We start from the raw sequence: 26,481 nt of genomic DNA on the forward strand, positions 1-26,481 counted from the left end.
TTACAGTTATTTCTTTTTTTATGTCGATTCCAACTTTTTTTGACTAATTACTCTAAAACTCCCTTTTCACGCTTTGAATCCTCCCTATTCTTTAGCGTGATAGACGATTCAACCCGGATTCAGACGGCGCTATCAGGTCAACTCGACGTAAAGAAGGACAGTTCATGACAAAAATACAGGGCATTACCGAAATGCTGGGGATCTTTCCAGGCCTGACCAATGGACGCAGGACACGACGGCTCAGCCTGGAAGAGTTAAGGCTGGTGGAGCGCTATCGGGAACTGTCGGAAAACGACCGCATCGCCATGCGTTACCTGGTGGATGCGATGCGCAGTGTTTCCAGATTCTGATCAAGCGCGGTGATGATGGCCGGGCCAGGAGAGCACCGGCCAAAGTTACTCCATCGACCAATCCTGGGGCCGTTCGCCGCGCTGGTGCAATATCCGCAGGATTTGCAATTGCCCCTGTACGAGTCGGTAAGGCGCAACGAATGGATAGCGTGTCAGCACCAGCTCTCGAATATCGGGAACGACTGAAGGACGGCCTGAACCGGGAAAACGCTGCAATTGTCGCAGCGTCTCCAGGATGGCGATGATGCCATCGTCAGCGCCTTGTGTGCCGATAGCGCTTTGGTAATGTTCATGAATTGAGTCGAGGTCACTCTGTGCTTTATCGGTCAGTACGATGCTCGGCACGTTTTGCCCACTTAGCCTTCACGGCATCCAGATCGGTCAGATTTCCAGCATCGGCGTCTGCTATGCCTTCGCTAATGGCTTGCAGATGCCAGGACTCGGCCTCTACATATCGAACCAGTGCACGCTTGAGGTGATATTGACGGTCGCGGTCGGTGGCGGCAGCCAGCAAATCCAGCTGTTGGGCCAGACCTTCTTCCACACGAAAGGACAAAACGGGCGAGGCCATGGCTAATCTCCAAGCTGTATACGTTGTAGACACCCTAGGTCCTGCCAGGATTTCCGTCAACCGGCGAGCGTGCGCCCGTCGACGAAAACCTTAGCAGCGTGCAGGCAGGGCGGGCGCGAGCATGTGTTGCTAACGTTGTCTTGGCTTCAATGCTTGAACATCACATGCCGCACCACCGTGTAATCCTCCAGCCCGTACATGGACATGTCCTTGCCATAGCCGGAACGTTTCTGACCGCCATGGGGCATTTCGCTGACGAGCATGAAGTGCGTGTTGACCCAGGTGCAGCCGTATTGCAGGCGTGCCGACAGGCGATGGGCGCGGCCGACGTCGGCGGTCCACACCGATGAAGCCAGGCCGTAGTCCGAATCGTTGGCCCAGGCCAGCACTTGCGCTTCGTCGAGGAACGGCGTGACGGACACCACCGGCCCGAAGACTTCGCGGCGGACGACTTCGTCATCCTGCTGCGCGTCGGCCAGCACCGTTGGTTCGAAGAAGAACCCGTTGCCGTCCACGGCCTTGCCGCCGGTGACCAGGCGGATATGCGGCTGGGCGATGGCGCGTTCGACGAAGCCGGCGACGCGGTCACGGTGCTGGGCGGTGATCAGCGGGCCCATCTCGGTGTCTGGCGCCGTTTGCAGGCCGTACTTGATACTGCCCACCGCGGCGCCGAGCTTCTCGACGAAGCGGTCGTAGATGCCTTGCTGGGCATAGATGCGGCATGCGGCCGTGCAATCCTGGCCGGCGTTGTAGAACCCGAAGGTGCGGATGCCTTCCACCGCCGCGTCGATGTCGGCGTCGTCGAAAATGATCACCGGGGCCTTGCCGCCCAGTTCCATGTGCGTGCGCTTGACGCTGTCGGCGGTGCTGGAAATGATGTTCGAACCGGTGGCGATGGAGCCGGTCAGCGACACCATGCGCACTTTCGGATGAGTCACCAGCGGTTGGCCGACGGTTTGCCCACGACCGAACACCACGTTGAGCACACCCGCTGGGAAAATTTCCGACGCCAGTTCCGCCAGGCGCAACGCGGTCAGCGGGGTCTGTTCCGATGGCTTGAGCACCACGGTATTACCAGCGGCCAGGGCCGGGGCGATTTTCCAGGCAACCATCATCAACGGGTAGTTCCATGGCGCGATGGAGGCGATGACCCCCACCGGGTCGCGGCGGATCATCGAGGTGTGCCCCGGCAGGTATTCGCCGCCCGCCGAGCCGTTCATGCAGCGGCTGGCGCCGGCAAAGAAGCGGAACACGTCGGCGATTGCCGGGATCTCGTCGTTCAGCGCGGCGCTCAAGGGTTTACCGCAATTGTCCGATTCGAGCTTTGCCAGTTCTTCGCCGTGGGCTTCGATGGCATCGGCCAGTTTGAGCAGGAGCAGGGAACGGTCCTTGGGCGAGACTTGGGACCAGCTTTCGAAGGCACTGTCGGCCGCACGCACGGCGGCATCGACCTGGGCCTCGCTGGCTTCGTTGATTTCCACCAGAACCCGCCCCAGTGCCGGGTTGAACACCGCCTGGCCGGGGCCTTCGCCGTTTACCAGGTGGCCGTTGATCAGCAGTTTGGTTTGCATGTGCATATCCTCGTCTGTCGCCGTTTTTCTGTGGGAGCGAGCCTGCTCGCGAAGCTTTTGGCGCCTTCAGAAACGCCATCGCGAGCAGGCTCGCTCCCACATTGGGTGGTCATCGTTAGTATCAGATTCATTTCCCGCCACTCCCCGCCACGCTCTCACCCCCGCGGGTCAGGTAATAAGCGCCGAGTATCGGTAGCATCGTCACGATCATCACCAGCATCGCCACCACGTTGGTCACCGGCACGTCGCGGGGGCGGCTGAGCTGGTTGAGCAGCCACAGCGGCAGCGTGCGTTCGTGGCCGGCGGTGAAGGTGGTAACGATGATTTCGTCGAACGACAGCGCAAACGCCAGCATCCCTCCGGCCAGCAGTGCCGAGCCGAGGTTGGGCAGGATGATGTAGCGGAAGGTTTGCCAACCGTCGGCGCCCAGGTCCATCGAGGCTTCGATCAGGCTGTGGGAGGTGCGGCGCAGGCGGGCGATGACGTTGTTGTAGACGATCACCACGCAAAAGGTCGCGTGGCCGACGATGATGGTGAACATGCCCGGTTCGATGCCCAGGGTCTTGAAGGTCGCCAACAGGGCAATGCCGGTGATGATCCCTGGCAGGGCAATCGGCAGGATCAGCATCAGCGAAATGCCCTGCTTGCCGAAGAAATCCCGGCGGTACAGCGCTGCCGAGGCCAGCGTACCGAGCACCATGGCGATGAGCGTGGCGATGGCCGCGATCTGCAACGACAGCTTGATAGCTTCGAGCACATCCGGGCGCGCGAAGGCGACGCTGAACCACTTCAGGGTCAGGCCCTTGGGCGGAAAGCTGAAGGCTGCGTCTTCGGTGTTGAAGGCGTAGAGGAAGATGATCAGGATCGGGAAATGCAGGAACACCAGCCCGCCCCATGCGGCGATCTTCAGGCCCCAGGAGGATTTTTCAGAGTGCATCGAAAGCCCCCAGGCGCTTGACGATAGACAGGTAGATGGCAATCAGCACGATGGGTACCAGCGTGAACGCCGCAGCCATGGGCATGTTGCCGATGGCGCCTTGCTGGGCGTAGACCATGCTGCCGACGAAGTAGCCCGGCGGGCCCACCAGTTGCGGCACGATGAAATCCCCCAGGGTCAGCGAGAAGGTGAAGATCGAGCCGGCGGCAATGCCCGGGATCGACAGCGGCAAGATCACCTGCATGAACGTCTGGCGTGGTCTGGCGCCCAGGTCCGCCGAGGCTTGCAGCAGCGATGGCGGCAGGCGCTCCAGTGAGGCCTGGATCGGCAGGATCATGAACGGCAGCCAGATGTAGACGAACACCAGGAAACGTCCCAGGTGTGAGGTGGACAAGGTGCTGCCGCCCACTCCGGGGATCCCCAGTACGAACTGCAACAGCGGTTCCAGCCCCAGGTGCTGGACGAACCACTGCGCTACGCCACCCTTGGCCAGCAGCAGCGTCCAGGCATAGGCCTTGACGATGTAGCTGGCCCACATTGGCAACATCACTGCGATGTAGAAAAACGCCTTGGTCTTGCCGCTGGTGTAGCGCGCCATGTAGTAGGCAATCGGGAACGCGACGATGGCGCTGGCGATGGACACGACAATGGCCATGCTCAAGGTGCGCAGGATGATGTCGAAGTTCGAGGGCTGGAACAGTGCGGTGAAATTCGCCAGGGTCAGGTCGGGGGTGACCGCCATGGTGAAGTCATCGAAGGTGTAGAAGCCCTGCCACAGCAAGGTCAGCAGCGAGCCCAGGTAGATCGCGCCGAACCAGATCAGCGGCGGCACCAGCAACATCGACAGGTACAGGTTGGGCCGCCGATACAGCAGGTTGGAAAAACGCCGCAACGGTGAACCGGACGCAGGCGTTTGGTTGATGGTCAGGGTGTTCATCTCACACCTCACCGCCGACAGTGTCATGCAGCGCGACCATCGCCTCCCGCGCCCAGCGTACGCTGAGGGGCTGGCCAGTCTGGTGCTGGGCGGTGTTGTCGAGCCACTGGGTGTTGGCCTGGCTGAGGTTCAGGGTCTGGCCGTTGGCAAGTTTCAACTCGTAGCGCGTGGCGCTGCCCTGGTACTGGATGTCGTGCAGCAGGCCGTGGACTTCGATTTCATGGGCGGCCAACGGACCTTCGGCGAAGCGTACGTGTTCCGGACGGATCGAGAACGGCTGTGGATAACCGCTCAGTTCCCGGGCCAGTTCGCCGCGAATCACATTGGAAGTACCGACGAACTCGGCGACGAAGGTGGTCGCCGGTTTCATGTACAGGTTGCGCGGCGTGTCGACCTGTTCGATCCGGCCCTTGTTGAACACTGCCACGCGATCGGACATCGACAAGGCTTCGGTCTGGTCGTGGGTGACGAAAATGAAGGTGATGCCCAGCTGGCGTTGCAGTTTCTTCAACTCGCCTTGCATCTGCTCGCGCAGCTTCAGGTCCAAGGCGCCCAAGGGTTCGTCCAGCAGCAACACCCGCGGGCGATTGACCAGTGCACGGGCGAGGGCCACGCGTTGACGCTGGCCGCCGGAGAGTTGCACGGGCTTGCGTTCGCCATAACCGCCCAGGGCCACCATCTCCAGTGCTTCATCGGCGCGCTTGATGCGCTCGGCCTTGGCGACGCCTTTGACTTTCAAGCCGTAGGCGACGTTGTCGCGCACATTCATGTGCGGGAAAAGCGCGTAATCCTGGAACACCGTGTTGACGTCCCGTTGATAGGGCGGGAGTCCGGCGGCTTCTTCGCCGTGGATGCGGATCGAGCCGGCACTGGGTTGTTCGAACCCGGCGATCAAGCGCAGGCAGGTGGTCTTGCCCGAGCCGGAGGGGCCCAGCATGGAAAAGAACTCGCCGTCCTGTATGTCGATGGAAACCCGGTCAACGGCCTTCACTTCGCCAAACTGACGGGATACCTGGGTGAATTGGACTGCAAGCGTCATGGTGCGGGGCTCCAAAAAGCGCGACTTCCGTTGGATTGTTGGTGGTGGGCCGGACACTGGACCTGTGGGAACAGCGCTGTGGGAGCAAAGCTTGCTCGCGATACAGGCACCTCGGTTCCCCGAAAGACCGCATCATCTTCATCGCGGGCAAGCCTTGCTCCCACACAAGAGCGGTGTTCAGTTTCCTAAGCCGACTGAGGCTTACCGCCCACCCATGATCGCAATGTAGTCCTGGGTCCAGCGGCTGTACGGCACGAACTTGCCGCCCTCGGCCTGCGGGGTTTTCCAGAAGGCGATCTTGTCGAACTGGTCGAAGCCGTTGGTCTTGCAGCCTTCGGCACCGAGCAGTTCGCTGCCCTTGCACGCCGCCGGTACCGCTGGCAACGAGCCGAACCATGCGGCCACGTCACCCTGGACTTTCGGTTGCAGCGACCAGTCCATCCATTTGTACGCGCAGTTGGGGTGCTTGGCCTCGGCGTGCAGCATCGTGGTGTCGGCCCAACCGGTGGCACCTTCTTTTGGAATGGTCGAGGCGATCGGTTGTTTTTCGTTCATCAGGCCGTTGACCTGATACGGCCAGGCGCCGGACGCCACCACGCCTTCGTTCTTGAAATCGCTCATCTGCACGGTGGTGTCGTGCCAGTAGCGATGGATCAACGGTTGCTGGGCCCGCAACAATTCCAGCACGGCCTTGTACTGCGCTTCGTCGAGTTGGTAGGGGTCCTTGATGCCCAGCTCAGGCTTGGCGGTCTTGAGGTACAGCGCCGCGTCGGCGATGTAGATCGGGCCATCGTAGGCTTGCACGCGTCCCTTGTTCGGCTTGCCGTCGGGCAGGTTCTGGGCGTTGAACAGCACGCCCCAACTGGTGGGCGCCTGCTTGAATACTTCGGTGTTGTACATCAACACGTTCGGGCCCCACTGATACGGGGTTCCGTAGGTCTGCTGGTTGACCACGTACCACGGCGCATCCTTGAGGCGCGGGTCGAGGTTTTTCCAGTTGGCGATCAGCGCGGTGTTGATCGGTTGCACGCGCTTGCCGGCAATCAGCCGCAGCGAGGCGTCGCCCGACGCGGTGACCAGGTCGTAGCCGCCCTTGGTCATCAGGCTGACCATTTCGTCGGACGTCGCGGCGGTTTTCACATTGACCTTGCAGCCGGTTTCCTTCTCGAAACCGGTCACCCAGTCGTAGGCCTTGTCGCTTTCGCCGCGTTCGATGTAACCCGGCCAGGCGACGATATCCAGTTGGCCCTCGCCGGCGCCGATGGCCTTGAGCGGTTCGGCGGCCTGGAGGCTGACGCTGGTCAGCAGCGCCGTGGTGATTGCACTGAGCAATACGGTCTTGTGCGCGTACATGGAAATCCCTCTTGCTTTAATTATGGTCGGGGCAGTGTTTCAACGGGGTGAAGCGCCATTGAAGGCCTGTTATTAGAGTAGTGCTGTTATCTACAGATGCTGGCCGTGGCGGGCCATGATGTGGCGCACCACGCTGTAGTCCTGGAGCGAATCGCTGGACAGGTCTTTGCCATAACCGGACCGTTTCAGGCCGCCGTGGGGCATTTCGCTGACCAGCATGAAGTGGCTGTTGATCCAGGTGCAGCCGTATTGCAGCCGCGCCGCTACCTGCATGGCCTTGTCCAGGTTCTGGGTCCATACCGAGGATGCCAGGCCGTATTCGGAATCGTTGGCCCAGTCCACCGCCTGGCTGAGTTCGTCGAAGCGGGTCACGGTGACCACCGGGCCGAACACCTCGCGCTGGACGATTTCATCGCTTTGCTTGCAGCCGGCCAGCAGCGTGGGCTGGTAATAGAAACCGGCACCGGAATGCACCGCCGCGCCAGTGATGCGTTCGATGTGCGGCTGGCCGAGGGCGCGCTCGACAAAACTGGCAACCCGGTCGCGCTGGCGGGTGCTGATCAGCGGGCCGATTTCATTGTCGGCATCGCGCTTGCCGGCAAAGCGCAGGCTGCTGACTGCTGCGCCGAGTTCGGCCACCAGCCGGTCATGAATCGCCCCTTGGGCGTAAATCCGGCACGCCGCGGTGCAATCCTGCCCAGCGTTGTAATAACCGTAGGTACGCACGCCTTCGACCACCGCCTGGAGGTCGGCGTCGTTGCACACGATCACCGGCGCCTTGCCTCCGAGCTCCAAGTGCGTGCGCTTGAGGGTTTTCGCCGCCGCCTGGAGGATTTTCTGCCCGGTGACGATATCGCCGGTCAGCGAGACCATGCGCACTTTCGGATGGCTGACCAGATGGCTGCCCACACCTTCGCCACCCCCGCAGACGATGTTGATCACGCCCCGTGGCAGGATCTCGGCCAGCGTTGGAGCCAAGGCCAGGATCGACAGCGGCGTGTGTTCCGAGGGTTTGAACACCAGCGTATTGCCGGCGGCCAGGGCCGGGGCGATTTTCCACGCGGCCATCATGATCGGGTAATTCCATGGCGCAATGGACGCCACTACACCGATTGGGTCGCGGCGCACCATGCTGGTGTAGCCGGGCAGGTATTCGCCGCTGAGCTGGCCGGTCTGGCAGCGCACGGCACCAGCGAAGAAACGAAATACATCCACCGTGGCGCTCAGGTCATCCTGGCGCGCCAGGTGCAGTGGCTTGCCGCAGTTCAGGGATTCGAGGCGGGCCAGCTCATCGGCGTTTTTCTCGATGGCACTGGCAATCTCCAACAGCAGGTTCGAACGCTGTTGTGGCGTGGTCCGCGACCAGCCATCGAAGGCGTGATAGGCGGCGAGAATCGCGGCTTCGACCTGCTCGGTGCTGGCCTCGGCGATGTGAGCCAACACTTCGCCGGTGGCCGGGTTGAGGATCGGCTCGACAATGCCCTCACCAGGAGCGAGTTCCCCGTCTATCAGCAACGCGGTGCATAACGGGGTTTGCGTGCCTGCCATTTTTTTATAGGTCTCAGTGGAAACAAAGAACCTGTGGGAGCGAGCCTGCTCACTCCCACAATGGAATGTGGTGATGCAGCAAGACTAGTGCTCAGCCTCAAGGCCGACAAATTCGAAATACTCAAGGCTTCGTTCGATTAAATAGATGGCTTGCGTCCGCCATGGGGCTGTTCCCGGGCGACGGCCAGGAACGGGTCGACCGACGCCGGTCGCGCCGTGCCCCGGCGCCAGGCCAGGCCGACGTCGAGGGTCTGGTTGAGGTCGGCAATCGGTCGCGCTTCGATGATGTCGCCTTCCAGCGACCATGGGCGGTACGTCATGTCCGGCTGGATCGACACGCCCAATCCCGCCGCCACCAGGCTGCGCACCGCTTCGGTCGAGGCGGTGCGCAGGGTGACCTTCGGTTGCAGGCCGGCACCGCGCCACAGGCGCTGGGCGTTGCGGTCCATTTCATCGACGTTCAACTGGATCAGCGGTTCGCGGGCGACGTCGGCCAGGTTGATGCTGTCGTGTTCCAGCAGCGGATGCTGCGCCGGCAGCCACAAGCGATGGGGCGAATGGGTCAGGACTTCGGTCTGCAAGGCGTGGCGGTCTTCCAGGTTGGACAGGATCAGCACCCCGACATCGATTTCGCCGCTGACCAGCAGATGCTCGATGTAGGGCCGCTCGTCCTCCATGACGCGGATTTCCACGTTGGGATAGGCGCGCTGGAAACGGGTCAGCAGGTCCGCCAAGTAATACCCGGCGACCAGGCTGGTGACGCCGATGGTGACTTGGCCGGCAACCTGGTCGGTGCTTTGTTGCAGGCTGCGCTTGGCGTTGTCGACGGTGGCCAGAATCAAGTGGGCCTGGCGCAGGAATTGGTGGCCCTGGTGCGTCAGGGTCATGCCCTTGGCGTGGCGATTGAACAGGTTGACGCCGATCTCCTGCTCCAATTGCTGGATGGCCAGGGTCAAGGTCGACTGGGAAATGAAGGCCGTTTGCGCAGCGGCAGAGATGGAGCCGGTTTCGGCCACGGCGATGAAATGGCGAATCTGACGCAACGTCATCATGGGGATTGCCCGCTGAGCGGTTTTATCGATGAGCTCCAGTGTATATCGTTTTTTTCAATGGGTAGCGAGTCGACAGGCAACATCTCGAAGCAATCTCGCCGAAGGCGGCGGGGCACTTTCGATCTAGGCTGATGGCCTTAATGATCCGGTTACTCCGAATGCGTGGAGGCAGCAAATGAACACTCGTGGATTGCTCGATCAGCTTCTCAAGTCCGGCCAGGAAATGTTGCAGAACAAGGCGGGCGGCTCCCAGGGCAAATCGTCCGGCGGCCTGGGCGGATTGCTCGGCGGCTCCGGCAACCTGGGCGGAATGCTTTCCGGTGCGGGCGGCGGGGCATTGGCCGCCGGGGCCATGGGCCTGTTGCTGGGCAACAAGAAAGCCCGCAACTTCGGCGGCAAGGCCCTGGCCTATGGTGGCCTGGCGGCCTTGGGCGTGATCGCCTACAAGGCTTACGGCAACTGGCAGGCCCAGCAGGGCAGCGCACCGAAAACCGAACCGCAGACCCTCGACCGCGTTCCGCCGGCGCAGGTCGAACAGCACAGCCAGGCGATCCTCAAGGCGCTGGTGGCGGCGGCCAAGGCCGACGGCCATGTGGACGAACGTGAGCGGCAGTTGATCGAAGGTGAGTTCACCAAGCTCGACAACGACCAGGAACTGCAACACTGGCTGCACGCCGAACTCAACAAGCCCCTGGACCCCACTGACGTCGCCCGCGCCGCCAGCACCCCGGAAATGGCCGCGGAAATGTACATCGCCAGCGTGATGCTGGTGGACGAGGAAAACTTCATGGAGAAGTCCTACCTCGATGAACTGGCGCGCCAACTCAAGCTGGAACCGGGGTTGAAGGTGGAACTGGAGAAACAGGTGCGCCAGGCGACCGTATAGAACAGCCCCAACGCTATTCCCTGTGGGAGCGAGCCTGCTCGCGATGGCGCCTGGTCAGTCACAGCATCATTGGCTGATACACCGCTATCGCGAGCGGGCTCGCTCCCACACTGGTTTAGTGTCGTTTGACAGTCTTGTATCCAACGCATTTTCCTGTGGGAGCGAGCTTGCTCGCGATGGCGCCCGGTCAGTCACAGCATCATTGGCTGATACACCGCTATCGCGAGCAAGCTCGCTCCCACAAGGGGGCATTGCTCATTTTGAGAAAACGGTGAACTTCGGCCTCGCCAAAATCACCCCACAGCGCCATACAGATGCGACGCCGCCCTCGGCTATACTCCCCAGCATTTTCAAGTGCCCGAGGTTTTACTGTGAAGAATTGGACATTGCGCCAACGCATCCTGGCGAGTTTTGCGGTGATCATCGCCATTATGTTGCTGATGGTGGTGGTCTCTTATTCACGGTTGTTGAAGATCCAGGACAGTGAAGAAAAGGTGCGGGCCGATGCGGTGCCGGGGGTGTATTACAGTTCCATGATTCGCGGTGGCTGGGTCGACAGCTACGTCTTGACCCAGCAAATTGTCGGTCTCTCGGGGAACCGGGAAATCACCGCCGAGGACAAGGCCCGCTACCAGGGCTTCGAGCAGCACCTGCGCGAAGAAATACAGAACTATCAAAAGCTGATCCAGAACCCCGCCGACCAGGCCTCTTTCGATGAGTTCGAGGCCAATCACCTGGCATTCAACCAGGCCATGGCAAAGGTCCTGGACTTGTACCAGCGCAAGGACTACGAAGGTGCCCGGCTGGCGCTGGATAAAGAGCTGACGCCGGCATGGATCGGCGGTCGCGGGCATCTGAATCACATTATCGAGCGCAATCGTGAACTGGCGGAAGACGCCACCCAGACCATCGGTGATGCGGTGACGGCGGCCAAGGTCGCCATGGGCCTGTCGTTCCTGGTCGCGCTGATTATCGCTGTACTGTGTGGCCTGTTGCTGATGCGCGCGATCATGGCGCCGATGAACCGTATCGTCGAAATCCTCGAGATCATGCGCAGCGGTGACCTGAGCGGGCGCCTGAACCTGGCGCGCAAAGACGAGTTCGGTGCCGTGGAAACCGGCTTCAACGACATGATGGCCGAGCTGACCTCACTGGTGTCCCAGGCCCAACGCTCGTCGGTGCAGGTCACCACCTCGGTCACCGAGATCGCCGCCACCTCGCGCCAGCAACAGGCCACGGCCACCGAAACCGCCGCGACCACCACCGAGATCGGCGCGACGTCCCGGGAAATCGCCGCCACCTCTCGCGACCTGGTGCGCACCATGACCGAAGTCTCCACCGCCGCCGACCAGGCCTCGGTGGCCGCCGGTTCCGGCCAGCAAGGCTTGGCGCGCATGGAAGAAACCATGCATTCGGTGATGGGCGCCGCCGACCTGGTGAACGCCAAACTGGCGATCCTCAACGAGAAGGCGGGCAACATCAACCAGGTGGTGGTGACCATCGTCAAAGTGGCCGACCAGACCAACCTGCTGTCCCTCAACGCGGCCATCGAGGCCGAGAAGGCCGGTGAGTACGGTCGCGGTTTCGCCGTGGTGGCGACTGAAGTCCGACGCTTGGCCGACCAGACCGCCGTGGCGACCTATGACATCGAGCAGATGGTGCGCGAGATCCAGTCCGCTGTATCGGCCGGCGTGATGGGCATGGACAAGTTCTCCGAAGAAGTGCGCCGGGGCATGGCCGAAGTGCAGCAGGTCGGCGAGCAACTGTCGCAGATCATCCATCAGGTCCAGGCCTTGGCGCCGCGGGTGTTGATGGTCAACGAGGGCATGCAGGCCCAGGCCACGGGGGCTGAGCAGATCAACCACGCCCTGGTGCAACTGGGCGATGCCAGCAGCCAGACCGTGGAGTCCCTGCGCCAGGCCAGTTCCGCCATCGACGAGCTGAGCCAGGTCGCCGTGGGGCTGCGCAGCGGCGTCTCGCGTTTCAAAGTCTGATGGGCGAGTTCGAGACCCGGCGTGGTGCCGCACCGACGGCCCGCCAGACGTTGTTCCTGGAGTTCCGCATCGGCAGCGAGCGTTATGCCCTGCAGGCCATCGATGTGGTGGAAGTGCTGCCGCGCCTGCCCCTCAAGCCGATCGCCCGGGCGCCGTCCTGGGTGGCGGGGGTGTTTGCCTGGCGCGGGACGGTGGTGCCGGTGATCGACCTGTGCGCCCTGACCTTTGGCCAGAGTGCCGAGGCCAGGACCAGCACGCGACTGGTGCTGGTGCGCTATCAGTGCGACGCACAACAAACGGAACAGGTGTTGGGCCTGATCCTGGAACAGGCGACCGACACCGTGCGCTGTGACCCGACCGATTTCAAACCCTACGGCCTGGACAATCGGCAGGCGCCGTACCTCGGTCCGGTCCGCGAAGATGCCCATGGGTTGTTGCAATGGGTACGGGTCAATGACCTGCTCGATGAGTCAGTGCGTGGGCTGCTGTTTCCTGCGTCGCCGCTGAACCTCGATGACCTCGAGGCTCTGCCATGAACAACGACCAGCGGTTTTTCGATTTTCTCAAGGAGCGCATCGGCCTGGATGTGACCTCCGTCGGCACCGCGATCATTGAGCGGGCCGTGCGCCAGCGCATCATTGCCGTGCCCGGGCGTACCGCCGATGAATATTGGCAGGGCCTGCAGCATTCGGCCCAGGAGCAGCAGGCGCTGATCGAAGCAGTGATCGTTCCGGAGACCTGGTTCTTCCGCTATCCCGAATCCTTCGCGACCCTCGCCAGGCTGGCCGTCAAGCGCCTGGCCGAGATCAAGCACCTGCGGGCCCTGCGCATTCTCAGCTTGCCGTGCTCCACCGGTGAAGAGCCTTACTCTATTGCCATGGCCTTGCTCGACGCCGGCCTGGGGCCACATCAGTTCAAGGTGGACGGCCTGGACGTCAGCCCGCTGTCGGTGGCGCGGGCCAAGGAGGCACGTTACGGCAGGAATTCCTTTCGTGGTGCGGAGCTGGGTTTTCGCGAGCGGTATTTCGACGCCGAAGACGAGGGCTACCGCCTCAGCGAACGGGTGCGTGAACAGGTGCGCTTGCAAGTGGGCAACCTGCTGGATCCGGCCCTGCTGGTGAACGAGGCACCTTACGATTTTGTGTTCTGTCGCAACCTGCTGATCTATTTCGACCAGCCGACCCAACAGCAAGTGTTCGAGGTACTCAAGCGCCTGACCCATCAGGACGGCGTGCTGTTTATCGGCCCTGCCGAGGGCAGCTTGCTGGGACGACTGGGCATGCGCTCGATCGGGATTGCTCAATCGTTCGCTTTCAGCCGCCAGGGGGCTCCCGAGCCACAGCCAGTGCCGGCGTTGATGTCGACCCCGTTGCCGGTTCGGCAGCCACCGTCGCGCGTTGTCCCGCCGGTGATTCGGCCGCGACCGTTTGCGGCGAGCGTGACGCCGATTGCCGAGCCCAAAGGCAGCGATGCCGCGACCTTGCTGGCCAATATCGCCGCCCTGGCCAACGGCGGCAAAAGCGCCGAGGCCCGTGCGACTTGCGAAGAATACTTGCGCAGCCACGCGCCAAACGCCCAGGTGTTCTATTGGTTGGGCCTGCTCAGCGACATGGCCGGCAGCGCGCTGGAAGCCCAGGGTTTTTATCGCAAGGCGCTTTATCTTGAACCGCAACACGCCGAGGCCCTGGTGCATCTGGCGGCGCTGCTGGCTTCCCAGGGAGACGCGGCCGGAGCCCGTCGATTGCAGGAACGTGCCGCCCGCAGCGGGCGCACGGCAGACAGTGAGCACAAACGATGAGCGGTTCGGCTTCTTACACCGTCACCCATGACGATGCCCAGGCAATCGACGACTGCTGGAATCGCATCGGTGTGCATGGCGACAAATCCTGTCCGTTGTTGGCCGAGCATATCCACTGCCGTAATTGTTCAGTGTATTCGGCGGCCGCCACCCGGCTGCTCGACCGTTATGCCTTGCCGCACGATCAGCGGGATTTGTCCCTTGCCCCGGTAGACAGCGATGTTGTCACGCGCTCGCTGCTGATGTTCCGCCTCGGCGAGGAATGGCTGGGCCTGACGACGCGCAGCCTGGTGGAAGTGGCGCCGTTGCAGCCGATCCATTCCTTGCCTCACCAGCGTTCACGGGCCTTGCTGGGCGTGGCGAACGTGCGCGGGGCGCTGGTGGCTTGCTTGTCGCTGGTGGAACTGTTGGACCTGGAATCCGGCGTGGCGGCAGTTTCCGGCGCACGGGTGATGCCACGCATGTTGATTGTCGCGGCCAAGGGCGGGCCAGTGGTGGTGCCGGTGGATGAGGTGGACGGCATCCACGCCATCGATGAGCGCATCCTGGCGGGTGCTTCGCAATCGGCGGCCAAGTACACCCGGGGCGTGCTGCCCTATAAGGGCCGCAGTCTGCGCTGGCTGGATGAAGAACAGTTGCTGTCCGCTGTGGCCCGGAGCCTGTCATGACCCCCGATCAGATGCGCGACACCTCGTTGCTGGAGCTGTTCAGCCTGGAAGCCGAAGCCCAGGTCCAGGTGCTGAGCGCCGGCCTGCTGGCCCTGGAGCGCGATCCGACCCAGGCCGATCATCTTGAATCGTGCATGCGTGCGGCGCATTCCCTCAAGGGCGCGGCGCGTATTGTCGGGGTGGACGCCGGGGTCAGCGTGGCCCATGTGATGGAAGATTGCCTGGTCAGCGCCCAGGAGCGGCGCCTGGTGCTGGGCGCCGAACATATCGACGCCTTGCTGCAAGGCACTGACCTGCTGACACGCATCGCCACCCCGGGCAACAGCGTCGGCGCCCCGGACATCGATGCCTACGTGGCGTTGATGGGGCGTCTGCTCGATCCCAACGCGCCACAGGTCCCGGCGGTGGCGCCACCGATCATCGAGACGCCAGTCGAGCCGGTACGCGTCGAGCTGTCGCAAGCGCCATCGCCCGAGGCAATGGAACCGGCGCCGAAACGCAAGCGGGTCACCGAAGGCGGCGAGCGGGTCCTGCGGGTCACGGCTGAGCGCCTCAACAGTCTGCTCGACCTGTCGAGCAAGTCCTTGGTGGAGACGCAGCGCCTCAAGCCCTGGCTGGCGACGCTGCAACGGCTCAAGCGCCAGCAAGGCAGTGGCTTGCGCGCCCTTGAAGAGCTGAACGTGCACCTCAAGGCTCACCCCCTGAGCCTGCAAGCCCAGGAAGCCCTTGGTGATGCCCGCCGCTTGCTCGCCGAAACCCAGCAGTTGTTGGCGCAGAAAACCGCCGAGCTGGATGAATTCGCCTGGCAGGCCAGTCAGCGGGCGCAGGTGCTCTACGACACCGCACTGGCCTGTCGCATGCGGCCGTTCGCCGACGTGCTTTCGGGTCAGGCACGAATGGTCCGTGACCTGGGCCGCAGCCTGGGCAAACAGGTGCGCCTGGAGATTGAAGGCGAGAAAACCCAGGTCGACCGTGATGTGCTGGAAAAGCTCGAAGCACCGCTGACCCACTTGTTGCGCAACGCCGTGGACCATGGCATCGAAACCCCGGAGCAACGGCTGCTGGCCGGCAAGCCCGCCGAAGGCCTGATCCGCCTGCGCGCCTCTCATCAGGCCGGTCTGCTGGTGTTGGAGCTGGCGGACGACGGCGCCGGGGTGGACCTGGAGCGGGTGCGCCGCAGCATCGTCGAGCGCGGTCTTTCTCCTGAGCAAACCGCCGCCAGCCTGAGCGAAGAGGAGCTGCTGACCTTCCTGTTCCTGCCCGGGTTCAGCCTGCGCGACACCGTCACCGAAGTGTCCGGGCGCGGCGTCGGCCTGGACGCCGTCCAGCACATGGTCCGGCAGTTGCGCGGCGCGGTGGTGCTGGAGCAGGCGGCAGGCGAGGGCAGTCGTTTCCATCTCGAGGTGCCGCTGACGCTATCGGTGGTGCGCAGCCTGGTGGTGGAAGTCGGCGATGAAGCGTATGCCTTTCCCCTGGCCCACATCGAACGCATGTGCGACCTGGCGCCGGAAGACATCGTGCAGGTCGAAGGCCGCCAGCACTTCTGGCATGAAGGCCGGCACGTGGGGCTGGTCGCCGCCAGCCAGTTGCTCAATCGCCCGGCCACGCAGAACAACGGCCAGACCCTCAAGGTCGTGGTGATCCGCGAGCGCGAGACGATCTACGGCGTGGCGGTGGAGCGCTTCATCGGTGAGCGGACCCTGGTGGTCTTGCCCTTGGACGAACGCCTGGGCAAGGTCCAGGACATTTCTTCCGGGGCCTTGCTCGACGATGGCTCGGTGGTGTTGATCGTCGATGTCGAAGACCTGCTGCGTTCGGTGGACAAGTTGCTCGATACCGGGCGCCTGGAACGCATTGCCCGGCAGGACCAGGCCCAGGCCCCGCGCAAGCGGATCCTGGTGGTGGACGATTCCCTGACCGTGCGCGAGCTGCAGCGCAAGTTGTTGCGGGGTCGCGGCTACGACGTGGCCGTGGCGGTGGATGGCATGGACGGCTGGAACGCCTTGCGCTCGGAGGATTTCGATCTGCTGATCACTGACATCGACATGCCGCGCATGGACGGTATCGAGTTGGTGTCGCTGTTGCGGCGTGACAACCGTTTGCAATCGCTACCGGTGATGGTGGTGTCCTACAAGGATCGCGAAGAAGATCGCCGCCGTGGCCTGGACGCTGGCGCCGACTATTATCTGGCCAAGGCGAGTTTCCATGACGACGCCTTGCTCGACGCCGTGGTCGAATTGATCGGAGGGGCACGCGCTTGAAGATCGCCATCGTCAATGACATGCCCCTGGCGGTCGAGGCCCTGCGCCGCGCCCTGGCGTTCGAGCCGGCGCATCAACTGGTCTGGGTGGCCAGCAACGGGGCCGAGGCGGTGCAGCGCTGCGCCGAATACACCCCGGACCTGATCCTGATGGACTTGCTCATGCCGATCATGGATGGCGTGGAGGCCACCCGACGGATCATGGCCGACAGCCCCTGTGCGATCGTGATTGTCACTGGTGACAGCCAGCAGAACGTTCACCGGGTGTTCGAGGCGATGGGCCATGGCGCGCTGGATGTGGTCGATACCCCGGCCCTGGGCGTCGGTAACCCGGCGGACGCGGCGGCGCCGTTGCTGCGCAAGATCACCAACATCGGCTGGCTGATCGGTGAGCGCAACAAGCGTGAACGACCCGCGCCAGCGCCGCAGCGTGCGGCAGTGTCGCGCAAGAGCCTGGTGGCCATCGGATCGTCCGCGGGCGGGCCGGCGGCGCTGGAGGTGCTGCTCAAGGCGCTGCCGCGTGACTTTGCCCCGGCCATCGTGCTGGTCCAGCATGTGGACGAGGTGTTCGCCGCAGGCATGGCCGAGTGGCTGGGCAGTGTATCGGGCCATACGGTGCGCCTGGCCCGGCACGGCGAGACACCGCAGAGCGGTACCGTGTTGCTGGCCGGGACCAACCATCATTTGCGTTTGTTGAAGGATGGCACCCTGGCCTACACCGCCGAGCCGGTGAACGAGATCTACCGGCCCTCCATCGACGTGTTTTTCGACAGTGTCGCCCAGTACTGGAGTGGCGACGCGGTGGGCGTATTGCTCACTGGCATGGGCCGTGATGGTGCACAAGGGCTTAAACTCATGCGCCAGCAGGGCTATGTGACCATCGCCCAGGACCAGCGCAGCAGTGCGGTGTACGGGATGCCCAAAGCGGCCGCCGCCATCGACGCCGCCGCCCATATTCTTGCCCTGGACGCTATCGCGCCACGGTTGTTGGAGATTTTTACCCCATGAAGAACCCCGCCAGCTTTGCCCCAGGCCGTATTCAGGTAAGCCACCATGAATGATCTGCAGCTCGACGAATTCAAGCGCGATGAGAACGCCGCCATGGTCTTGCTCGTCGACGACCAGGCGATGATCGGCGAAGCGGTGCGGCGCGGGCTGTCGAATGAAGAAAACATCGACTTCCACTTCTGCGCCGACCCGCACCAGGCCATCGCCCACGCGGTTCGCATCAAGCCGACGGTGATTCTCCAGGATTTGGTGATGCCTGGCCTCGATGGCCTGAGCCTGGTGCGCGAGTACCGTAACCATCCGGCCACCCGTGATATCCCGATCATCGTCCTGTCCACCAAGGAGGACCCGCTGGTCAAGAGCGCGGCGTTTGCCGCCGGGGCCAACGACTATCTGGTCAAGTTGCCGGACAACATCGAACTGGTGGCGCGCATCCGCTATCACTCGCGTTCCTACATGATGCTGTTGCAGCGCGACGCGGCCTATCGCGCGCTGCGGGTCAGCCAGCAGCAACTGCTCGACACCAACCTGGTGCTGCAACGCCTGATGAACTCCGATGGCCTGACCGGGCTGTCCAATCGCCGGCACTTCGACGAGTACCTGGAGCTGGAATGGCGCAGGGCGATGCGCGACCAGAGTCAATTGTCGCTGCTGATGATCGACGTGGATTACTTCAAGTCCTACAACGACAACTTCGGTCACCTGGAGGGCGACGAAGCCTTGCGCAAGGTCGCCACGGCGATCCGCGAGGCGTGCAGCCGTCCGTCCGACTTGCCGGCCCGCTACGGCGGCGAAGAGTTTGCCTTGGTACTGCCCGGCACCTCGCCTGGCGGCGCCCGGCTGATGGCCGAGAAACTGCGCCAGAACGTCGTCGCCCTGAAAATCCCCCACGCCACGCCCGACGGCGGCGAGAACCTGACTATCAGCATCGGCGTCTCGACCTTTACCCCACAGCAGGGTAGCGATAGCCGGCAATTGATCTCGGCGGCGGACAAGGGGCTGTACGTGGCCAAGCACAGTGGGCGCAATCGGGTGGGGGTTGAATAGATCACCCTGGATGTCGACTGGAACGCCTTTGTGGCTGAGGGGCTTATTGTGGCGAGGGGATTTATCCCCGCTGGGCTGCGTAGCAGCCCCAAATACAGTCAACTCAATTTGCCTGGCACACCGAGTTGTCGGGTTTTTAGGGCTGCTTCGCAGCCCAGCGGGGATAAATCCCCTCGCCACAGGGGTATTGTGCAGAATCCCCCCTGAACCTCATTGCCCCTAAAGCCGCCAGGCGGGCTGCCGCTGGCGCTTGATTACGTTATACTCGCCGGCTTTCAAAAGTTCGCCAACGAGTGCTGCCCGCCATGGAAATCAACCCGATCCTTAACACCATCAAGGACCTGTCCGAGCGCTCCGAAACTATTCGGGGGTATCTTTGACTACGATCAAAAGCATGAGCGCCTGACCGAAGTCAATCGCGAGCTTGAAGATCCGAATGTCTGGAACAACCCTTCGTACGCCCAGGAACTGGGCCGCGAGCGTTCTGCGCTGGCGCAGATCGTCGAGACCCTGGATGAACTGTCCAGCGGCCTGGCCGATTGCCGCGACCTGCTGGACATGGCTGTCGAAGAGAACGATGAAGGCGCGGTCGGCGATGTCGTCGCCGAGCTGACACGCCTTGACGAGAACCTCGCCAAGCTGGAATTCCGTCGCATGTTCAGCGGCGAGATGGACATGAACAACGCCTACCTGGATATCCAGGCCGGTTCCGGCGGCACCGAAGCCCAGGACTGGGCCAACATCCTGCTGCGCATGTACCTGCGCTGGGCTGACAAACGCGGTTTCGACGCCACCATCATGGAGCTGTCGGCCGGTGAAGTCGCCGGGATCAAGGGCGCCACCGTGCACATCAAGGGCGAATATGCCTTTGGCTGGCTGCGTACCGAGATCGGCGTGCACCGCCTGGTGCGCAAGAGCCCGTTCGACTCCGGCAACCGTCGCCATACCTCGTTCTCGGCGGTGTTCGTCTCGCCGGAAATCGATGACAACATCGAGATCGAGATCAACCCGGCGGACCTGCGCATCGATACCTACCGCTCCTCCGGGGCCGGTGGCCAGCACGTTAACACCACCGACTCGGCCGTACGGATTACCCACGTACCGACCAACACCGTGGTCAGCTGCCAGAACGAGCGTTCCCAGCACGCCAACAAAGACACCGCGATGAAGATGCTGCGGGCCCGCCTGTACGAGCAGGAAGTGCAGAAGCGCAATGCGGCGTCCCAGGCGCTGGAAGACACCAAGTCGGATATCGGCTGGGGTCACCAGATCCGTTCGTACGTGCTCGATGCCTCGCGGATCAAGGACCTGCGTACCAGCATCGAACGCAGCGATTGCGACAAGGTGCTCGACGGCGATATCGATGAATACCTGATCGCCAGCCTCAAACAAGGGCTGTAACGCGACACCCATGCGGCGGGCAGGCACGCTTCCACCAGGGAGCGCGGCTCGCCCGCAAACTCCGGCCCCGGGGCCGGGGGCAACGAACCTGTGATGGAATCCTTAAAGACATGAGCGACCTAGAACTCGACCCGCAAGCCCTGCAACAGGAAGAAAACTCCCTGATCGCCCTGCGCAAGGAAAAGCTTGCTGCCGAGCGTGCCAAGGGCCAGGCCTTCCCCAACGACTTCCGCCGCGACGCCTACTGCGACGTCTTGCAGAAGACGTACGCGGACAAGACCAAGGAAGAGCTGGCCGAGGCGGCGATTCCAGTCAAGGTGGCCGGTCGCATCATGCTCAATCGCGGTTCGTTCATGGTGATCCAGGACATGACCGGGCGCATCCAGGTCTACGTCAACCGCAAGACCCTGCCGGAAGAAACCCTGGCCGCCGTCAAGACCTGGGACCTGGGTGACATCATTGCCGCCGAAGGTACCCTGGCCCGTTCCGGCAAGGGTGACCTGTACGTCGAAATGACCAGCGTGCGCCTGCTGACCAAGTCCCTGCGCCCACTACCGGACAAGCACCACGGCCTGACCGACACCGAGCAGCGCTATCGCCAGCGCTACGTCGACCTGATCGTCAACGAAGACGTGCGCCAGACGTTCCGCGTGCGCTCGCAAGTCATCGCCCACATCCGCAGCTTCCTGATGAAGCGCGACTTCCTGGAAGTCGAGACGCCGATGCTGCAGACCATCCCCGGTGGCGCGGCGGCCAAGCCGTTCGAAACCCACCACAACGCCCTGGACATGGAAATGTTCCTGCGTATCGCGCCGGAGCTGTACCTCAAGCGCCTGGTTGTCGGCGGCTTCGAGAAAGTCTTCGAGATCAACCGCAACTTCCGTAACGAAGGTGTTTCGACCCGGCACAACCCCGAGTTCACCATGCTCGAGTTCTACCAGGCCTACGCCGACTACGAAGACAACATGGACCTCACCGAGGAGCTGTTCCGCGAGCTGGCGCAGCTTGTTCTCGGGACCACCGACGTGCCGTATGGCGACAAGGTGTTCCACTTCGGCGAACCGTTCGTGCGCCTGTCGGTGTTCGACTCGATTCTCAAGTACAACCCCGAGATCAGCGCCGCTGACCTGAACGACATCGACAAGGCCCGTACCATCGCCAAGAAGGCCGGGGCCAAGGTGCTCGGCTTCGAAGGCCTGGGCAAGCTGCAAGTGATGATTTTCGAAGAGCTGGTCGAGCACAAGCTGGAACAGCCGCACTTCATCACCCAGTACCCGTTCGAAGTGTCGCCGCTGGCCCGTCGTAACGACGAGAACCCTAGCGTGACCGACCGTTTCGAGCTGTTCATCGGTGGCCGCGAGATCGCCAATGCCTACTCCGAGCTCAACGATGCCGAAGACCAGGCCGAGCGCTTCATGGCCCAGGTGGCCGACAAGGACGCCGGCGACGACGAAGCCATGCACTACGATGCCGACTTCGTGCGTGCCCTGGAGTACGGCATGCCGCCGACCGCTGGTGAAGGCATCGGCATCGATCGCCTGGTGATGTTGTTGACCAACTCACCGTCGATCCGGGATGTGATTCTCTTCCCGCACATGCGGCCTCAAGCGTAAGTGTTTCAACTAAAAAGCCGCCTGGAAGGGCGGCTTTTTATTGCCTGTCTGGTACAAACGTATCAATTGGTTACTTTTGAAAAAAAGAGGAAGACCTGTCGTGAATCGTGCAATGGCTTCAGAAGGTGCAGCGGGCGTCGCCACGGCTGTCGCTGAAAGTGTTCAGTACCAGGGCCGCAAGGCCAGCCGACAGGGCAGTGAGCAGCGTCGCCAGGAAATTCTCGACGCGGCCATGCGCATCGTGGTGCGCGATGGCGTGCGAGCCGTACGCCATCGCGCCGTGGCTGCCGAAGCCGGCGTGCCGCTGTCGGCCACCACGTACTATTTCAAGGACATCGATGACCTGCTCACCGACACCTTTGCCCAGTACGTGGAACGCAGTGCGGCATTCATGGCCAAGCTGTGGACCAACAACGAAGGCCTGCTGCGGGAAATGGTCGCCTACGGTGACGGCAGCGCCCAATCACGCTCGCAACTGGCGGACGACATCGCCCGGATGACCGCTGACTATGTACAGCACCAACTGGACAGTCGCCGCGAGTACCTGATGGCCGAACAGGCCTTTCGCCAGGAAGCGCTGCTCAACCCACGCCTGGCGGAGTTGGTGCGTTCCCACCAGCAGATTTTGCTGCACGGCACGTGTCAGTTTTTCCAGGTATTAGGCTCCCGCGAGCCGCAACAGGATGCCAAAGTGTTGACGGCGATTATCGGACGGATGGAATATCAGGGCTTGCTCAATGGCGCCGAGCCGGTAGCCGATGAAGATATGCTCGGTATCCTGACCCGCTACATGCACCTGGTACTGGCGTCGGTGTAACCCCGATGGGTTCACCACAGCCCCTGTGGCGAGGGGATTTATCCCCGCTGGGCTGCAAAGCAGCCCCAAAACCAGCCAACTCGGTACATCTGGCTAACTGAGCTGACTGCAAGGGGGCTGCTTCGCAGCCCAACGGGGATAAATCCCCTCGCCACAGAGGACACAGGCAACCTGTGCCATAGGGAGTTCCAATGAAAGCCTGGCGTGCCGCCGTACTGGCCATGTCGTTGCTGCTGCTCAGTGGCTGCCTGGTGTCCTTCAAGGCTCCGTTGCCGGAGAGCGAAGCGGCGCCCAAGGGCTTGCTCGGTCACTGGACCAGCACCAACGCCTGGGGTGAGCCGTTGAACCTGGAGTTGACCGAGATCGGCAAACACCACTACCAGGCCATCAGCTACTTCAGGGCCAGGCCCCACGAGCGCGAAGCCATCCCGCTAACCGTCTCCCGTCATGGCAGCCGCTGGTACCTGTCGGCCAAGGTGCCGGCACGGTATGGCGGGCATTTCGTGATCGCCGGTTTTGAACTGACCGATAAACAGGAGCTGGTGGTCTACAACCTGGACCTGGAGCAGATTAACCAGGCCATCGACCAGAAACGCCTCAGTGGCCAGCCGAACCCGAGCGAAGAAGGCGACGGCGTGCTGGTGGACAGCGACATGAACAAGGTCTTCAGTTACCTCGACGACCCGGCCAATTCCGATGTGTTCTCGGAGGCCGTGCGTTACCAGCGGCTGCTCAAATCCCAATAAGCAACAACCCAATAACAGCAACAAGCGGACGTTTTTTCACAGGAGTTCCGGGTGGACGATTACCAGCAGACGATACGCACCTTGTCCGATCGCATTGTGCTGGCGCAAACGCCGATTCGCATTCTCGACGCGGTGAAATGGGATGACAGCATCCGTAAGGGATTCCTCAAGGCCAAGGGCAAGGAAATGCCCGCCGTGGACCGCGACTATTACCTCAACCGGCCGTTGTCCTTCGATTCCAGCAAGGTGAAGCTGGAGTTCCAGAACATCGAGCGTGACATCACCCGCCAACTCGGGCAGTTCAACCCGGTCGGCCAGATCATGCGGCGCATGTGCAAGGAATACCGCATGGTGGTGCGCATGCTCGAAGCGCGCGGCACCGAGGATTTCGGGCTGATTTCCCAGGAGCTGTACGGTGCGGCTTCCGATGCGTTCCACGCCGGCGACCCGACCCTGGCAGACCTGGGGTTGATGCTGTCCGACTACCTGAACAACATCGATGGCCGTGGCGACCTGAAGGACGAGCCGAAGATCCTCACCGCCAAGGACGCTGTCAGCTTGCTGCAGCATCGGCTCAACCGGGTGTTCGGCGAAGCCGAGGAAACCATCCGCGTGTTCGAGTCCGATGGCATCGTGGCCGATGCGGCGGCGGGGGCGGACTACATCAAGATCCGCACCGATGCGATGTTCAACGAGCGTGACGTGCGGGCGCTGGAGGTCCACGAAGGGCTGGTGCATGTCGGCACCACCCTCAACGGCCTGAACCAACCGATCTGCACCTTCCTGTCCAAGGGGCCGCCCTCATCCACCGTGACTCAGGAAGGCCTGGCGATCCTGATGGAGATCATCACTTTCGCCTCCTACCCCAGTCGTCTGCGCAAACTCACCAACCGCACCCGCGCCATTCATATGGTGGAGGAGGGGGCCGATTTCCTGCAGATCTTCGAGTTCTTCCGCGAGCAGGGCTTTGAAATGGCTGAAAGCTACGGTAACGCCAGCCGGGTGTTCCGTGGCTCGGTGCCGACCGGGCTGCCATTCACCAAAGACTTGTCCTACCTCAAGGGCTTCATCATGGTTTACAACTACATTCAGTTGGCCGTGCGCAAGGGCAAGCTGGAACAGGTGCCACTACTGTTCTGCGGCAAGACCACGCTTGAGGACATGCGCACGTTGCGGCAACTGGTGGACGAAGGCCTGGTCGTACCGCCCAAGTACCTGCCCGAGCAGTTTCGCGACATGAACGCGCTGTCGGCCTGGATGTGTTTCTCCAACTTCCTGAACCACCTGAGCCTGGATCGGATCGAAGCGGATTATTCCAACATCCTTTGAACACAATGCGATGCGGTTAAAGATGTGGGAGCGAGCCTGCTCGCGATAGCGGTGTTCCAGTCAACATTGATGTTGAATGTCCGACCGCTATCGCGAGCAGGCTCGCTCCCACAGGGGGACTGTTTATAACTTCTGATTTTGCGAGGCTTCACCGGATGCGAACCCTCGGCATCATTTGCCTGCTGCTGGCCCTGAGCGGTTGCAGCTCCCTGCTGTTCTACCCCGAGCGCGGCCTGCCGTTCACCCCGGAGCGGGCCAAGCTCGAGTACCGCGACGTCACCCTGACCACCGCCGACGGTCTCAAGCTGCGTGGTTGGTGGCTGCCGGTCAAACCCGGCGTGGAGGTCAAGGGCACGGTGCTGCATCTGCACGGCAATGGCGGCAACCTGGCCTGGCACCTGGGTGGGAGTTGGTGGTTGCCGGAGCGTGGTTACCAGGTGTTGATGGTCGACTACCGTGGTTACGGCGTGTCCGAAGGCGAGCCGAGCCTGCCGGCGATTTACCAGGACATCGACGCCGCGTTCAAATGGCTCGATCAATCTCCTGATGTCCAAGGCAGGCCACTGGTACTGCTCGGCCAGAGCCTGGGCGGCGCGCTGGCGGTGCATTATCTGGTCGAGCATCCCCAGCGCCAACGGCAGCTCAAGGCCCTGGTGCTCGATGGCGTGCCGGCCAGCTATCGCGACGTCGGGCGTTTCGCCCTGAGCACTTCGTGTCTGACCTGGGCGTTCCAGGTGCCGCTGTCCTGGCTGGTGCCCGACGGTGACAGCGCGATTGCCTCCGTTGCGCAATTGACCGGCGTACCGAAATTGATCTACCACAGCCTGGATGATCCCATCGTGCCTCTTTCCAACGGCATCCGTCTGTATCAAGCTGCGCCGCCGCCGCGGGTCCTGCAATTGACCCGCGGCGGACATGTGCAGACATTCGCCGACCCGGTCTGGCGCACAGTGATGCTGCGTTACCTTGACGACCCCCAGCACTTTGACGGCCTGCGCCGCCTGGGCGAAGTCCCGAATTATCCGAAATCACCCGTTGAATCTTCAGAGAGCCCGCAATGAGCGAAGAACGTAACGCCATCCCCCTGATCATCACCGGTATCTGCAGCATCCTCGGCACCGTCGCGGTGCTCTGGTACTACGGCTACCTGCACTTCGCCAAACCCGAGGACGCGTTGCTGCTCAATGAATTCACCATGCTCAAGACCGTGCCGGGCGAGGACTACAAAGTCGCCCTGGAACCGGCGCCGCAGGTGGCCCAGTGCATCGACGGCGTGCTGGTGTTGTTCGACACCGAACAGAAAGGCCTGACCGGCGTGCTGATCAACGAGAAGAAGCGCGCGGTGCGTTGCATGGGGCAGGAGACGCCACAAAAATTGCAGCCATAAGCAACCCCCCTGTGGGAGCGAGCCTGCTCGCGATGGCGGCAGGTCAGCTGTATAGGTGTTTACTGAACCACCGCTATCGCGAGCAGGCTCGCTCCCACAGGGAATATGGCTGGCTCGAAGAATGTGTGCGGGCATGAAAAAGCCCCGCCTGATTAACTCAGACGGGGCT

At 62.3% G+C, this 26,481-nt stretch carries 25 protein-coding genes; 16 read left to right on the forward strand and 9 right to left on the reverse strand.

Annotated elements, in window-relative coordinates; translation table 11 throughout:
- The first annotated feature begins 164 nt into the window (after positions 1 to 164).
- Complete coding sequence (locus PBDP_RS05375) at positions 165 to 350, forward strand: hypothetical protein (RefSeq protein ID WP_109753657.1); 186 nt, start codon at positions 165 to 167, stop codon at positions 348 to 350.
- A 45-nt stretch (positions 351 to 395) separates the two neighbouring features.
- Here PBDP_RS05375 and PBDP_RS05380 read toward each other — a convergent pair whose 3' ends face one another.
- The 9 genes from PBDP_RS05380 to PBDP_RS05420 form a co-directional block, all read right to left on the reverse strand.
- A complete protein-coding gene (locus PBDP_RS05380; RefSeq protein ID WP_212801924.1) occupies positions 396 to 695 on the reverse strand; it encodes a type II toxin-antitoxin system RelE/ParE family toxin in 300 nt (99 codons plus the stop codon).
- Positions 670 to 921: a CopG family ribbon-helix-helix protein gene (locus PBDP_RS05385; protein WP_109753659.1), complete on the reverse strand. Its 252-nt coding sequence runs from the start codon at positions 919 to 921 to the stop codon at positions 670 to 672. Before PBDP_RS05385 ends, PBDP_RS05380 begins: the two co-directional genes overlap by 26 nt.
- A 146-nt stretch (positions 922 to 1,067) precedes the next feature.
- The gene (locus PBDP_RS05390; protein WP_212801925.1) at positions 1,068 to 2,492 is read right to left on the reverse strand and encodes a gamma-aminobutyraldehyde dehydrogenase; all 1,425 of its coding nucleotides are present in this window, start codon (positions 2,490 to 2,492) and stop codon (positions 1,068 to 1,070) included.
- 127 nt (positions 2,493 to 2,619) lie between these two features.
- The gene (locus tag PBDP_RS05395; protein ID WP_116831540.1) at positions 2,620 to 3,429 is read right to left on the reverse strand and encodes an ABC transporter permease; all 810 of its coding nucleotides are present in this window, start codon (positions 3,427 to 3,429) and stop codon (positions 2,620 to 2,622) included.
- Positions 3,419 to 4,366, reverse strand: coding sequence for an ABC transporter permease (locus tag PBDP_RS05400; RefSeq protein ID WP_109753662.1), 948 nt, complete (start codon positions 4,364 to 4,366; stop codon positions 3,419 to 3,421). The genes PBDP_RS05395 and PBDP_RS05400 overlap by 11 nt, the downstream gene beginning before the upstream one ends.
- Before the next feature lies 1 nt (position 4,367).
- Positions 4,368 to 5,405, reverse strand: coding sequence for an ABC transporter ATP-binding protein (locus PBDP_RS05405; RefSeq protein WP_109753663.1), 1,038 nt, complete (start codon positions 5,403 to 5,405; stop codon positions 4,368 to 4,370).
- Positions 5,406 to 5,606: 201 nt separating this feature from the next.
- Positions 5,607 to 6,758, reverse strand: coding sequence for a putative ABC transporter substrate-binding protein YdcS (gene ydcS, locus PBDP_RS05410; RefSeq protein ID WP_109753664.1), 1,152 nt, complete (start codon positions 6,756 to 6,758; stop codon positions 5,607 to 5,609).
- A 90-nt stretch (positions 6,759 to 6,848) separates the two neighbouring features.
- On the reverse strand, positions 6,849 to 8,306 hold the full coding sequence (locus tag PBDP_RS05415) for a gamma-aminobutyraldehyde dehydrogenase (RefSeq protein WP_176688568.1): 1,458 nt from the start codon (positions 8,304 to 8,306) through the stop codon (positions 6,849 to 6,851).
- Positions 8,307 to 8,443: 137 nt separating this feature from the next.
- Entirely contained in the window at positions 8,444 to 9,358 is a 915-nt protein-coding gene (locus tag PBDP_RS05420; protein WP_109753666.1) for a LysR family transcriptional regulator, read from the reverse strand.
- A 175-nt stretch (positions 9,359 to 9,533) separates the two neighbouring features.
- Between PBDP_RS05420 and PBDP_RS05425 the strand changes: the two genes are divergently transcribed.
- From PBDP_RS05425 to PBDP_RS05495, 15 genes are all read left to right on the forward strand, one after another.
- Positions 9,534 to 10,244 (forward strand): tellurite resistance TerB family protein, encoded by a 711-nt coding sequence (locus PBDP_RS05425; protein WP_109753667.1) that lies wholly within the window; start codon positions 9,534 to 9,536, stop codon positions 10,242 to 10,244.
- A 371-nt stretch (positions 10,245 to 10,615) separates the two neighbouring features.
- On the forward strand, positions 10,616 to 12,238 hold the full coding sequence (locus tag PBDP_RS05430) for a methyl-accepting chemotaxis protein (protein WP_109753668.1): 1,623 nt from the start codon (positions 10,616 to 10,618) through the stop codon (positions 12,236 to 12,238).
- Entirely contained in the window at positions 12,238 to 12,774 is a 537-nt protein-coding gene (locus PBDP_RS05435; protein WP_116831543.1) for a chemotaxis protein CheW, read from the forward strand. The genes PBDP_RS05430 and PBDP_RS05435 overlap by 1 nt, the downstream gene beginning before the upstream one ends.
- Positions 12,771 to 14,036, forward strand: a complete 1,266-nt coding sequence (locus PBDP_RS05440) for a CheR family methyltransferase (RefSeq protein ID WP_109753670.1) — start codon at positions 12,771 to 12,773, stop codon at positions 14,034 to 14,036. Before PBDP_RS05435 ends, PBDP_RS05440 begins: the two co-directional genes overlap by 4 nt.
- A complete protein-coding gene (locus tag PBDP_RS05445) occupies positions 14,033 to 14,704 on the forward strand; it encodes a chemotaxis protein CheW (protein ID WP_212801926.1) in 672 nt (223 codons plus the stop codon). The genes PBDP_RS05440 and PBDP_RS05445 overlap by 4 nt, the downstream gene beginning before the upstream one ends.
- Positions 14,701 to 16,965, forward strand: a complete 2,265-nt coding sequence (locus PBDP_RS05450; protein ID WP_109753672.1) for a hybrid sensor histidine kinase/response regulator — start codon at positions 14,701 to 14,703, stop codon at positions 16,963 to 16,965. Before PBDP_RS05445 ends, PBDP_RS05450 begins: the two co-directional genes overlap by 4 nt.
- Positions 16,962 to 17,972 carry a chemotaxis response regulator protein-glutamate methylesterase gene (locus tag PBDP_RS05455; RefSeq protein ID WP_212801927.1) on the forward strand — a complete coding sequence of 337 codons (1,011 nt, stop codon included), beginning with the start codon at positions 16,962 to 16,964 and terminating at the stop codon, positions 17,970 to 17,972. The genes PBDP_RS05450 and PBDP_RS05455 overlap by 4 nt, the downstream gene beginning before the upstream one ends.
- Positions 17,973 to 18,017: 45 nt before the next feature.
- On the forward strand, positions 18,018 to 19,019 hold the full coding sequence (locus PBDP_RS05460) for a diguanylate cyclase domain-containing protein (protein ID WP_109753674.1): 1,002 nt from the start codon (positions 18,018 to 18,020) through the stop codon (positions 19,017 to 19,019).
- A 305-nt stretch (positions 19,020 to 19,324) separates the two neighbouring features.
- Positions 19,325 to 20,420 (forward strand): peptide chain release factor 2 gene (prfB, locus tag PBDP_RS05465; protein WP_095963568.1). Its coding sequence is split into 2 segments (ribosomal slippage): positions 19,325 to 19,396 and positions 19,398 to 20,420, totalling 1,095 coding nucleotides; the frame shifts between segments, so codons are not numbered across the junction.
- Positions 20,421 to 20,530: 110 nt separating this feature from the next.
- On the forward strand, positions 20,531 to 22,033 hold the full coding sequence (gene lysS, locus PBDP_RS05470) for a lysine--tRNA ligase (protein ID WP_212801928.1): 1,503 nt from the start codon (positions 20,531 to 20,533) through the stop codon (positions 22,031 to 22,033).
- A gap of 100 nt (positions 22,034 to 22,133) precedes the next feature.
- Positions 22,134 to 22,850, forward strand: coding sequence for a TetR/AcrR family transcriptional regulator (locus PBDP_RS05475; RefSeq protein WP_109753676.1), 717 nt, complete (start codon positions 22,134 to 22,136; stop codon positions 22,848 to 22,850).
- A 191-nt stretch (positions 22,851 to 23,041) separates the two neighbouring features.
- Positions 23,042 to 23,596, forward strand: coding sequence for a hypothetical protein (locus PBDP_RS05480; RefSeq protein WP_212801929.1), 555 nt, complete (start codon positions 23,042 to 23,044; stop codon positions 23,594 to 23,596).
- A 51-nt stretch (positions 23,597 to 23,647) separates the two neighbouring features.
- Positions 23,648 to 24,925, forward strand: coding sequence for a flavohemoglobin expression-modulating QEGLA motif protein (locus PBDP_RS05485; protein ID WP_109753678.1), 1,278 nt, complete (start codon positions 23,648 to 23,650; stop codon positions 24,923 to 24,925).
- 155 nt (positions 24,926 to 25,080) lie between these two features.
- A complete protein-coding gene (locus PBDP_RS05490) occupies positions 25,081 to 25,986 on the forward strand; it encodes an alpha/beta hydrolase (RefSeq protein ID WP_212801930.1) in 906 nt (301 codons plus the stop codon).
- Complete coding sequence (locus tag PBDP_RS05495; RefSeq protein ID WP_045155163.1) at positions 25,983 to 26,312, forward strand: PA3694 family proteiin; 330 nt, start codon at positions 25,983 to 25,985, stop codon at positions 26,310 to 26,312. Before PBDP_RS05490 ends, PBDP_RS05495 begins: the two co-directional genes overlap by 4 nt.
- Positions 26,313 to 26,481 lie beyond the last annotated feature (169 nt).

The organism is Pseudomonas sp. St290 (assembly GCF_018325805.1).
Lineage (GTDB): Bacteria > Pseudomonadota > Gammaproteobacteria > Pseudomonadales > Pseudomonadaceae > Aquipseudomonas > Aquipseudomonas bijieensis.

Excerpts from the sequence above, each read along its gene's own strand:
- PBDP_RS05495 (WP_045155163.1), top strand. The coding sequence starts at position 25,983 with ATGAGCGAAGAACGTAACGCCATCCCCCTGATCATCACCGGTATCTGC.
- PBDP_RS05480 (WP_212801929.1), top strand. The coding sequence starts at position 23,042 with ATGAAAGCCTGGCGTGCCGCCGTACTGGCCATGTCGTTGCTGCTGCTC.
- PBDP_RS05435 (WP_116831543.1), top strand. The coding sequence starts at position 12,238 with ATGGGCGAGTTCGAGACCCGGCGTGGTGCCGCACCGACGGCCCGCCAG.
- PBDP_RS05450 (WP_109753672.1), top strand. The coding sequence starts at position 14,701 with ATGACCCCCGATCAGATGCGCGACACCTCGTTGCTGGAGCTGTTCAGC.
- PBDP_RS05460 (WP_109753674.1), top strand. The coding sequence starts at position 18,018 with ATGAATGATCTGCAGCTCGACGAATTCAAGCGCGATGAGAACGCCGCC.
- PBDP_RS05490 (WP_212801930.1), top strand. The coding sequence starts at position 25,081 with ATGCGAACCCTCGGCATCATTTGCCTGCTGCTGGCCCTGAGCGGTTGC.
- PBDP_RS05375 (WP_109753657.1), top strand. The coding sequence starts at position 165 with ATGACAAAAATACAGGGCATTACCGAAATGCTGGGGATCTTTCCAGGC.
- PBDP_RS05385 (WP_109753659.1), bottom strand. The coding sequence starts at position 921 with ATGGCCTCGCCCGTTTTGTCCTTTCGTGTGGAAGAAGGTCTGGCCCAA.
- PBDP_RS05445 (WP_212801926.1), top strand. The coding sequence starts at position 14,033 with ATGAGCGGTTCGGCTTCTTACACCGTCACCCATGACGATGCCCAGGCA.
- PBDP_RS05390 (WP_212801925.1), bottom strand. The coding sequence starts at position 2,492 with ATGCAAACCAAACTGCTGATCAACGGCCACCTGGTAAACGGCGAAGGC.
- PBDP_RS05405 (WP_109753663.1), bottom strand. The coding sequence starts at position 5,405 with ATGACGCTTGCAGTCCAATTCACCCAGGTATCCCGTCAGTTTGGCGAA.
- PBDP_RS05415 (WP_176688568.1), bottom strand. The coding sequence starts at position 8,306 with ATGGCAGGCACGCAAACCCCGTTATGCACCGCGTTGCTGATAGACGGG.
- ydcS (WP_109753664.1), bottom strand. The coding sequence starts at position 6,758 with ATGTACGCGCACAAGACCGTATTGCTCAGTGCAATCACCACGGCGCTG.
- PBDP_RS05420 (WP_109753666.1), bottom strand. The coding sequence starts at position 9,358 with ATGATGACGTTGCGTCAGATTCGCCATTTCATCGCCGTGGCCGAAACC.
- PBDP_RS05395 (WP_116831540.1), bottom strand. The coding sequence starts at position 3,429 with ATGCACTCTGAAAAATCCTCCTGGGGCCTGAAGATCGCCGCATGGGGC.
- lysS (WP_212801928.1), top strand. The coding sequence starts at position 20,531 with ATGAGCGACCTAGAACTCGACCCGCAAGCCCTGCAACAGGAAGAAAAC.
- PBDP_RS05440 (WP_109753670.1), top strand. The coding sequence starts at position 12,771 with ATGAACAACGACCAGCGGTTTTTCGATTTTCTCAAGGAGCGCATCGGC.
- PBDP_RS05400 (WP_109753662.1), bottom strand. The coding sequence starts at position 4,366 with ATGAACACCCTGACCATCAACCAAACGCCTGCGTCCGGTTCACCGTTG.
- PBDP_RS05425 (WP_109753667.1), top strand. The coding sequence starts at position 9,534 with ATGAACACTCGTGGATTGCTCGATCAGCTTCTCAAGTCCGGCCAGGAA.